General features: G+C 67.8%; 6 protein-coding genes. 2 read left to right on the plus strand and 4 right to left on the minus strand.

Annotated elements, in window-relative coordinates; all coding sequences use genetic code 11:
* Positions 1–225, minus strand: a 225-nt coding sequence (locus tag Q0C81_RS12165; RefSeq protein WP_291838106.1) for a carbamoyl-phosphate synthase domain-containing protein, incomplete at its 3' end; no start/stop codon positions are given.
* 46 nt (positions 226–271) lie between these two features.
* Positions 272–1,609 (minus strand): amino acid permease, encoded by a 1,338-nt coding sequence (locus Q0C81_RS12170; protein WP_291838109.1) that lies wholly within the window; start codon positions 1,607–1,609, stop codon positions 272–274.
* Positions 1,610–1,730: 121 nt separating this feature from the next.
* On the opposite strand from Q0C81_RS12170, the gene Q0C81_RS12175 reads away from it, so the two are divergent.
* On the plus strand, positions 1,731–2,711 hold the full coding sequence (locus tag Q0C81_RS12175; RefSeq protein ID WP_291838113.1) for an acyl-CoA thioester hydrolase/BAAT C-terminal domain-containing protein: 981 nt from the start codon (positions 1,731–1,733) through the stop codon (positions 2,709–2,711).
* A gap of 130 nt (positions 2,712–2,841) precedes the next feature.
* On the opposite strand, the gene Q0C81_RS12180 is transcribed toward Q0C81_RS12175, so the two are convergent.
* On the minus strand, positions 2,842–3,708 hold the full coding sequence (locus Q0C81_RS12180) for a hypothetical protein (protein ID WP_291838115.1): 867 nt from the start codon (positions 3,706–3,708) through the stop codon (positions 2,842–2,844).
* Between the two features lie 160 nt (positions 3,709–3,868).
* Between Q0C81_RS12180 and Q0C81_RS12185 the strand changes: the two genes are divergently transcribed.
* The gene (locus tag Q0C81_RS12185; RefSeq protein ID WP_291838118.1) at positions 3,869–4,564 is read left to right on the plus strand and encodes an HAD family hydrolase; all 696 of its coding nucleotides are present in this window, start codon (positions 3,869–3,871) and stop codon (positions 4,562–4,564) included.
* Between the two features lie 75 nt (positions 4,565–4,639).
* Here Q0C81_RS12185 and Q0C81_RS12190 read toward each other — a convergent pair whose 3' ends face one another.
* Positions 4,640–7,582: a TonB-dependent receptor gene (locus tag Q0C81_RS12190; protein ID WP_291838121.1), complete on the minus strand. Its 2,943-nt coding sequence runs from the start codon at positions 7,580–7,582 to the stop codon at positions 4,640–4,642.
* Positions 7,583–7,862 lie beyond the last annotated feature (280 nt).

Below are 7,862 nucleotides of genomic sequence, written 5' to 3' on the forward strand. Positions count from 1 at the left end.
GTCCTCGACGTTCACCCCGACGTTGCCGACATGGGGGAAGGTGAAGGCCAGGATCTGGCTCATGTAGGACGGGTCGGTCAGGATTTCCTGATAGCAGGTCATGGCGGTGTTGAAGACCACCTCGCCCAGCGCCGAGCCGGTCGCGCCGCAGCCGACGCCTTGGAAGATCGTGCCGTCAGCCAGCGCCAGAACGCCTGTGACTCCGGGAAGAAGGGTCTGGGTCATGGCGCGCTCCGTAAGGCCGTAATCCGGCGAACAAACGGCGGGGTGGTTAGGCCCCCTGACCCTCAGGGTCAACGCGCGATCCGGACTTTCTCAGAAACACGAACCATGCGGCGGTCATCAGGGCGACGAAACCCGCCGTCGGCAGGATGTATCCGGGCGCCGCGGCGGCCACGGCGGCGACGGCGAACACCATGCCCAGAACGGCGATGGAACGCGCGCCGGGCGTCTTCGCCAACCGGAACAGCGACAGCGCGCAGACGGCGTAGATGGTTAGGCTCAGGACTGAGGTGACGCCCACCAGCATGCCGAACTGCTTACCCAGCGTCGGCTGGCCCGACAGGATGGCGATCACGCTCATGAAGGCCGCGCCCAGCAGAGGGGTGACGATCGGCGTCCTGGTCGGCGAGCCGAAGCCCGAGGGCAGATAGCCCTGCTGCGCCGCGGCGCGCGCCGTCTCGCCGCCCATCATCGTCCAGCCGCCGATGGTGCCCAGGGTCTTGGTGATCGCGCAGACCGCGACGATTCCGGCGATCGAGGCGCCGAACACCCGCCCGGCCAGGTCGGCGTAGGGACTGGTCGAATGGGCCAGCTGGGCCACGGGAATCACGCCGAACACGGCGACCGTCGCGCTGACATAGACCAGCGTGGCCAGAAGGGCGCCGGCGACCGAAGCGCGCCGCACGTCGACGGCCGGATGACGCACCCGGTGGGACAGGGCCGCGGCGCTTTCCACGCCCAGATAGGCCCAGAAGATGATGGCCAGCGAGGCGGGCACGGTCTTGAGCAACGGCTCGCCCGACGGGCTCCATGAGGCCGCGAAGACCGCCGGATCGAAGGCGGCGACGCCCGCCGCGACGGCGATGCCGATGGGAATCAGGCCCACCACCAGCGCCACGGCCGCCAGCCACGAGGCCGTGCGGGCGCCGATGATGTAGGCCAGGGTCGCGATCCAGATCAGGCCCAGATTGCACAATGTCGCCGCGACCGGGTTCTTCAGCATCGGCCAGAAGAAACCCAGATAGCCCGTGGCGGCCACGGCCACCGCGACATTGCCGATCAGGCAGGCCATCCAGAAGGCGAGCGAGACCTGAAAGCCCGCGAACCGGCCCAGCCCCAGCTCGGCGAAGCCCGACAGGCCGTCGGCCTTCGGCGCGACCCGGCCCAGCGCCCCGAACACCAGCGCCAGCGCCGCCGCGCCCACGGCCGCCACCAGCCAGCCGATCAGGCTGGAGCTGCCGGTCGAGGCCAGGCTGACGGGCAGCAGGTACAGACCCGAGCCGATCATGTTCCCAGCCACCACCAGCGCGGCCAGCCCCCAGCCCAGCTTGTGCCGGTCCGAGAGCGGGTCCTCGGGCAGCGGGATGGAGTGTTCGACGTGGCTCATGCCGCAGAGGTGCATCCGCTCAGGCCGCGGCGTCAACAGGTGTCGGACGACGAGGGTTTGCGAGTCTCATTGACCCTCCATTTACTTTGCATCATAAAGTACTTGATCAATGGAGATCCTGATGTCCTTCGCCCTGTCCGCCAGCCTTCCCGCCGCCGTCGCCGCCCTGCTGCTGGGCGCCTTCGTCCTGACCGCTCCGGCGACCGCACAGACGCCCGCCCCCACCGTCGCGGCGCCCGCCGCCCGGGCCGCCGACGTGATCATCCGCGAAGAGGGCCTCGTCGCCGAATACTTCGCCCCCGCGCCCGGAACGCAGGCCTCCGCGGGCGCCGTCATCGTCCTGGGCGGTTCGGAGGGCGGGCTGCGCGGCGGACGTGGCCTGGCCCGCCGCCTTTCCGATGCGGGCTTCGCCGCCATCGCCGTCTCCTATTTCGGCGAGCCGGGCCAGAATCCGGTCCTGAACGAGATTCCCATCGAGCCGGTCGACCGCGCCCTCGCCTGGCTCAAGGCCCGACCGGAAATCCACGGCCCGATCGCGGTCATGGGCGTGTCCAAGGGCGGTGAACTGGCCCTGCTGACCGCCAGCCGCAATCCGGAGATCCGCGCCGTCGTCGCCGGCGTGCCCTCCCACGTCGTCTGGGCCGGCATCGACCAGACCGGCGGCGCCGTCGGCTCGTCCTGGACCGCCGGCGGCCAGCCGCTCGCCTACGTTCCCTACAACATGTCCAACGGCTTCACCGGGGTGTTCAACCTGTACAACGACAGCCTGGCGACGGCCTCCGCCGAGGCGGAAATCCCGGTCGAGGCGATCAACGGCCCGGTGCTGATGATCTCCGGCCAGGCCGACGGCCTGTGGCCCTCGGCGGAGATGGCCCGGCGCGTGGAGCAACGGCTGCAGGCCCACGGCTTCCGCCACCCGGTCGTCAACCTGACCTATCCGGACGCCGGCCACGCCGTCTTCGGCGCCCCGGTCGCCGCCGATGCGCCGGGGCTGGAGCGCGCGCTCGCCCTGGGCGGCACCCTGCCCGGCCTGGTCGCTGCACGGGCCGACGGCTGGCCCCGCGTCCTGCGCTTCCTGCGCGACGCCCTGAACGGCGGCTAGAGCGAAATCGGTTGAGCTGGACGCAGTCCATCTCAGCTCAGATTTCGCTCCAGCATAATTCTGGAGCCTGATTCACGGCATCGCCGGGATCGCGAAGCGATTCCGCCTCAGCCGATCAGGCTCTAGGGGATCAGACGGTGACGGCGTCCATGCCGGCGAAGACCGCGTGGGTCGCGCCGGCGGTCTGCGCGGCCAGGCCGCGGTCGGGCCTCAGGTTAAGCAGCATGACCTGGCCGCAGACCTGACGGCCGACCCCGATCAGGGCGGCCGCATCCCGCCAGTCCCGCGCGGTCTCGTGACTGACCCCGGCGAAGTCGATCGACAGGCAGCGGCCGGGGGTCCCGGCCAGCCGCCGCACCGCCGCGATGTCGGGGGCCACGTGCAGGATCACCCCCTGGGCGTCGGTCTCGAAATGGCCGATGGCCGACTGGATCGCCTCGACGGGCGCGCTTTCCAGCCCGCCCATCACCTCGACCAGCAGGGTCCCCGGCGTGTTCTCGTGCTGCATCTCGGAGCACAGCAGCGAGAAGCGGCCGCGGCTGGTCGCCACGGTCCGCCAGAACACCGGCAGCACGCCGCTGTCGTTCTGGCCGAGGCGCAGCATGTCCAGTCCGTGACGCAGGGTCTGCAGGTCGATCCTCTGCAGGTCGGTCGCCTCCAGGGTGCGGCGGTTCAGTCCCGTCAGCGCCCGTTCCCCGCCCCGATGGCGGATTGTGCGGCGAATGCGTCGGCTGACCGGCAGTGAACGGACCAGGTCGAACACCGGCTGGGCGGCCAGGGTCACGGTCAGCTCGCGACGCGCCCGCGTGACCATGGTGAAGGTCAGGCTCTCGTACGGCGCGGCGTACGACCGCCGCCCGATGGGCTGGATCGCGTCCGGCCGATCGTCCTCGGGCGGCGCGTAGGCGCGCCGCTCCGGCGTCGTCTGCGGCGGGAGGTCCTCATCACCCCATGCCGTGGTCTCGGGCGGACCGATCCGCCCCGCTTCATTTCCCATGACCGGCTCCGTTTGCGCGGCCCCCCGGGATCTGCCTCGGGGTTGAGGCTGAACCGGGTTTGCGAACATATCCCTGACGAATGTGGTCAAGACCGCATTGACCATTAACCGCCCAGCGCCCCGCTCGACGGGCGCGCGAATCCGGTTCAGGGAACGCGACATGAGCATCACCACTATCGGCCTCGACGCCGACGACACCCTTTGGCACAACGAGACGATCTTCCGGCTCACCCACGACCGGTTCGTCGCCCTTCTGGCCGATCACGGCGACCGCGACCTGATCGAGGGCCGCCTGGCCGAGGTCGAGCGGCGCAACCTGCGTCTCTACGGATACGGGGTTAAGGGGTTTACCCTGTCGATGATCGAGACGGCCATGGAACTGACCGGCGGAGAAGCGCCTCCGGTCGTGGTGCGCGAGATCCTGGCGGCGGGCCGCGAGATGCTGGCTCACCCGGTCGAGACCCTGCCCGGCGTCGACGAAGCCCTGGCGGCCCTGTCGGAAAAATACCGCCTCGTCCTGATCACCAAAGGCGACCTGATGGATCAGGAGCGCAAGGTCGCGGCCTCCGGCCTGGGCGACCTGTTCGCCGCGGTCGAGATCGTGTCGGAGAAGGATAGCGGAACCTATCAGCGCGTCTTCGCTCGTCACGGGACCGGCGCGGAGGAGGCGGTCATGGCCGGCAACTCCATGAAGTCCGACGTCCTGCCCGCGCTTGAGGCCGGCGCCTTCGCGGTCCATATCCCCTACGCCATCACTTGGGCGCACGAGCTGGCCGAAGCGCCCGAGGGCCATGCCCGGTACGGCGCGCTGGAGTCGATCGGCGCCCTCCCGGACTGGATCGCCGCCCGGGCCTGACGCCCACAGTCGAGCAGGCGCGAAAAAGGGGCGGCGTCATCGACGCCGCCCCTTCGTTCCGTTCCGCGCTAGACCTTAGAAGCGGGCGCGGACGCCGCCGAAGACCGAGCGGCCGAACAGCTCGTAGGTCGAGGCCGTGCCGTTGCCGGTCAGGCCGTAAGGCATCTGCTCGTCGGTGATGTTGTTCACCCCGACGAACAGCTCGACGTTGTCGGCTCCACCGAAGCCGCCGTCGATGCGGTAGCGCACGATGATGTCGTGGTAGACTTGGCTCGGCACATAGTTCGGGTAGATCGCCTCGGCGGAGTTCACGCCCGGCTTCGGCGTGACGTCGAAGCGGGCCACCTCGTCCTCGAACCGGGTTTCCCAGGTCACGGCCAGGCCGCCGCCGTCCCAGGTCAGGCGGGACTTGTAGGACCATTCGGGGTTGCCGATTTCGCCCTTCTCGACGTCGATTTCGTCAGGACGATCAGCAAACGCGAAGAAGTCCAGCTCCTTCAGATAGTTGGCGCTCAGGCTGCCGGAGAGCCGGCCGCGCAGTCCGCCGAACAACCGCGGGTGATCCATCGCCAGGGCGTCCAGGTCGCGCTGATAGGTCAGCTCGAAATCCCAGCCCTTGGTGGTCAGCATCGCCGCGTTGATGAAGGTCGTCTCAACGAAGTCGATGTTGTTGTCGGCGCCGCGGGTGAACAGCGAGCAGAAGTTCGCGTCCAGGCCGCCCGTGGCGTCGTAGCAGTTGTTGATGATGTCCTGGGCCCCGATCGACGCGATCGCCTTGTCGATCTTGATGTCATAGTAGTCGGCCGTGAAGGTCAGACCCTGGATCCAGCGCGGCTGCAGGACCACGCCGTAGGTGAAGCTTTCGGCTTCTTCCGGATCGAGGTTCGGGTTGCCGCTGGACGTGCCGTCGATCGACGCGTTGGTGTTGGAGTTGAAGCCGCCCGGGAGACCGTCGGCCGCACAGTTGGCCGCCCGATCCGGATCGGCGTTGATGTTGTTGACGTCGCAGGGATCGCTCACCGAGAAGAAGCCCGCCGTCGTCGGCAGGAAGGCCTCGGTGATGTTCGGGGCCCGAACGGCGCGCGAATAGGTTCCGCGGAACATCACATCGCGAGCCGGCGCATAGACGGCGCCGACTTTCCAGGCTTCCGCTCCACCGACCGTCGAGTAGTCCGCGTAGCGGTAGGCGCCGTCGATCGACAGGCGATAGGCGAACGGCAGATCCGCCAGCAGCGGGAGGTTGAACTCGCCGAACACCTCGGTGACGTCGAACTCGCCATAGGCGTCAGGCTGCGCGGCGCTGTCGGCCAACCCCGACTTGATGAAGGGGTCGTTGATGTTCTCGCTCGTCTCCTTGCGATACTCGAAGCCGCCGGCGAAGGCGATCGGGCCGCCCTGCAGGTTGAAGAATTTCGAGGTGTCGAAGTTGAACAGGCCGGTCACCACCTCTTGGGTGATGGTGTGGTTCCGGGTCGCCTCGTAGGTCACGTAGTCGATGGCGGCCTGGGAGTTCTGGCGGCCGAACGGGTTGAACGCCACGCAGGGTTCCGAGGTCTGGTCGGGACCAGGCGTCATGTTGCGGCAGACGACCTCGCCGGTCGGCAGACGGATCGCGTCGATCGCCGCGGCGTAGTTGCCCGGGATCATGCCGCCCGTGGCGTCGAACCGGTTCTGGGTCTCACCGTAGTTGTACGACAGGTCCCAGTCGAAGTCGGCGAAGCCGGTCTCGAACGTGCCGCGCAGGCCGGTCACGACACGATAGGTCTCACGCGAGATATTGTTCACCCGCGAGCCCATGTCCGCGTTGAAGCGGCCGAAGGTGATGTCGCGGCCGGCGATGACGGCGGCCAGCTCCGGGGTGATGAACGCATTGTCGGGCTGGATCAGGTAGTCGCCGAACGTGAAGGACGGCTGGACGGAGTCCTGGATCTCGGACCGGACGAACTTGGCGTCCAGATAGCCCGTCACATTGGGAGAGAAGTCATAGCGAAGCCGGACGTCGGTCCCGTACCGATTGGTCCGGGGCACCAGCGTGACATAGTCCTCCAGCGAGGTGCAGGTCTCGCAGTCGCCGAACTGGCCGAAGGCGAAGCTGTTTTCACCGATGCGCGGCTGTTGCGGAACGGGCGACCCGTTGTTGCGCAGCGCGGTGATGATCTCGAACGTATTGGCGTCGATGATGACGCCGTTCTCGTCGAGGTAATCGGTCAGCACGTTCGGCACCAGGATCCGGTCGGGGATGCCGTCGTTCGGCCCGGTGTTCAGCGGGTTGATGATCGAGCCGTAGTCGCGCAGCGCATCGACCTCGCTGGCCATGACCCGGTCAGAGTGATCGTAGAACAGGCTGACGGTCGCGTTGGCGCGATTGTCCAGGAAGTTGCGGCCGTACACGCCGTTCAGGGACCAGGTGCGGCCGCCGCCGTCGGGAACGCCCCCGACCTGGGCGGTCATCTCGCCGCCGTCGAAGTCGTTCTTCAGGAGGATGTTGACCACGCCGGACACGGCGTCCGAGCCGTAGATGGCCGACGCGCCGCCGGTGATCACTTCGACACGCTCGACCAGCGCGGCCGGAATCGAGTTCAGATCGACCGCAGCATTGCCCGCGTCGCCGCCGACGTGACGCTTGCCGTCCACCAGGGTCAGGGTCCGCGCGGCGCCCAGGTCCCGCAGGTTCGGGAAGTTCAGGCCGCCCGAGTCGCCGAAGCTGTCGGAGTTCGCGCGAACGGTCGAGTTCGCGCTCAGCGCCGGAAGTTCCGCCAGGATCTGGCCCAGATCCTGGGTACCCGACGTCTGGATCGCTTCCTGGGAAACCGTGGCGACCGGCGTGGGTTGTTCAAGGTTCGGACGCGGAATGCGCGATCCCGTGACGACCACCTCCCCGATTTCAGTCGCTTCATCCTGCGGAGCGGGCTGTTGACCGCCCGCATCTTGGGCGAAGGCGGGCGTAGCAAGCAGCGCGGCGGCGAGAAGGCCGCCTGTCAGCGCGGAGGAATCGCGGAGGCGATTACGGAATGACATGATTTCAGAACCCCGATGAAATGCGGCCGACTAGGGCCAGACTGGTGACGCACAGATTTGGACGCGCGCAGAAACTCCCCCCGCGAACGTCCGTTGGGCAACCCAAAGCGGCGGGAACTTGTTCCCTTCGCCTCGAGTGTGTTCGTCTTGGGAGGGAATTCCGGCAATGATTTGTCACATCAGCGACACACCCCGTGGGAACGCCCCCGGATAGCTTGAGGACCGGTCGGCGCCGGGGCGTCTTTTCGCCTTGCCGCCGACGCCCCCCTTCTCTAGACGG

Source organism: Brevundimonas sp. (assembly GCF_023259385.1).
GTDB lineage: Bacteria > Pseudomonadota > Alphaproteobacteria > Caulobacterales > Caulobacteraceae > Brevundimonas.

What these genes read in the sequence shown, in the direction of transcription:
- Q0C81_RS12170 (WP_291838109.1), bottom strand. Translation starts at nt 1,609, where the DNA reads ATGAGCCACGTCGAACACTCCATCCCGCTGCCCGAGGACCCGCTCTCG.
- Q0C81_RS12175 (WP_291838113.1), top strand. Translation starts at nt 1,731, where the DNA reads ATGTCCTTCGCCCTGTCCGCCAGCCTTCCCGCCGCCGTCGCCGCCCTG.
- Q0C81_RS12180 (WP_291838115.1), bottom strand. Translation starts at nt 3,708, where the DNA reads ATGGGAAATGAAGCGGGGCGGATCGGTCCGCCCGAGACCACGGCATGG.
- Q0C81_RS12185 (WP_291838118.1), top strand. Translation starts at nt 3,869, where the DNA reads ATGAGCATCACCACTATCGGCCTCGACGCCGACGACACCCTTTGGCAC.
- Q0C81_RS12190 (WP_291838121.1), bottom strand. Translation starts at nt 7,582, where the DNA reads ATGTCATTCCGTAATCGCCTCCGCGATTCCTCCGCGCTGACAGGCGGC.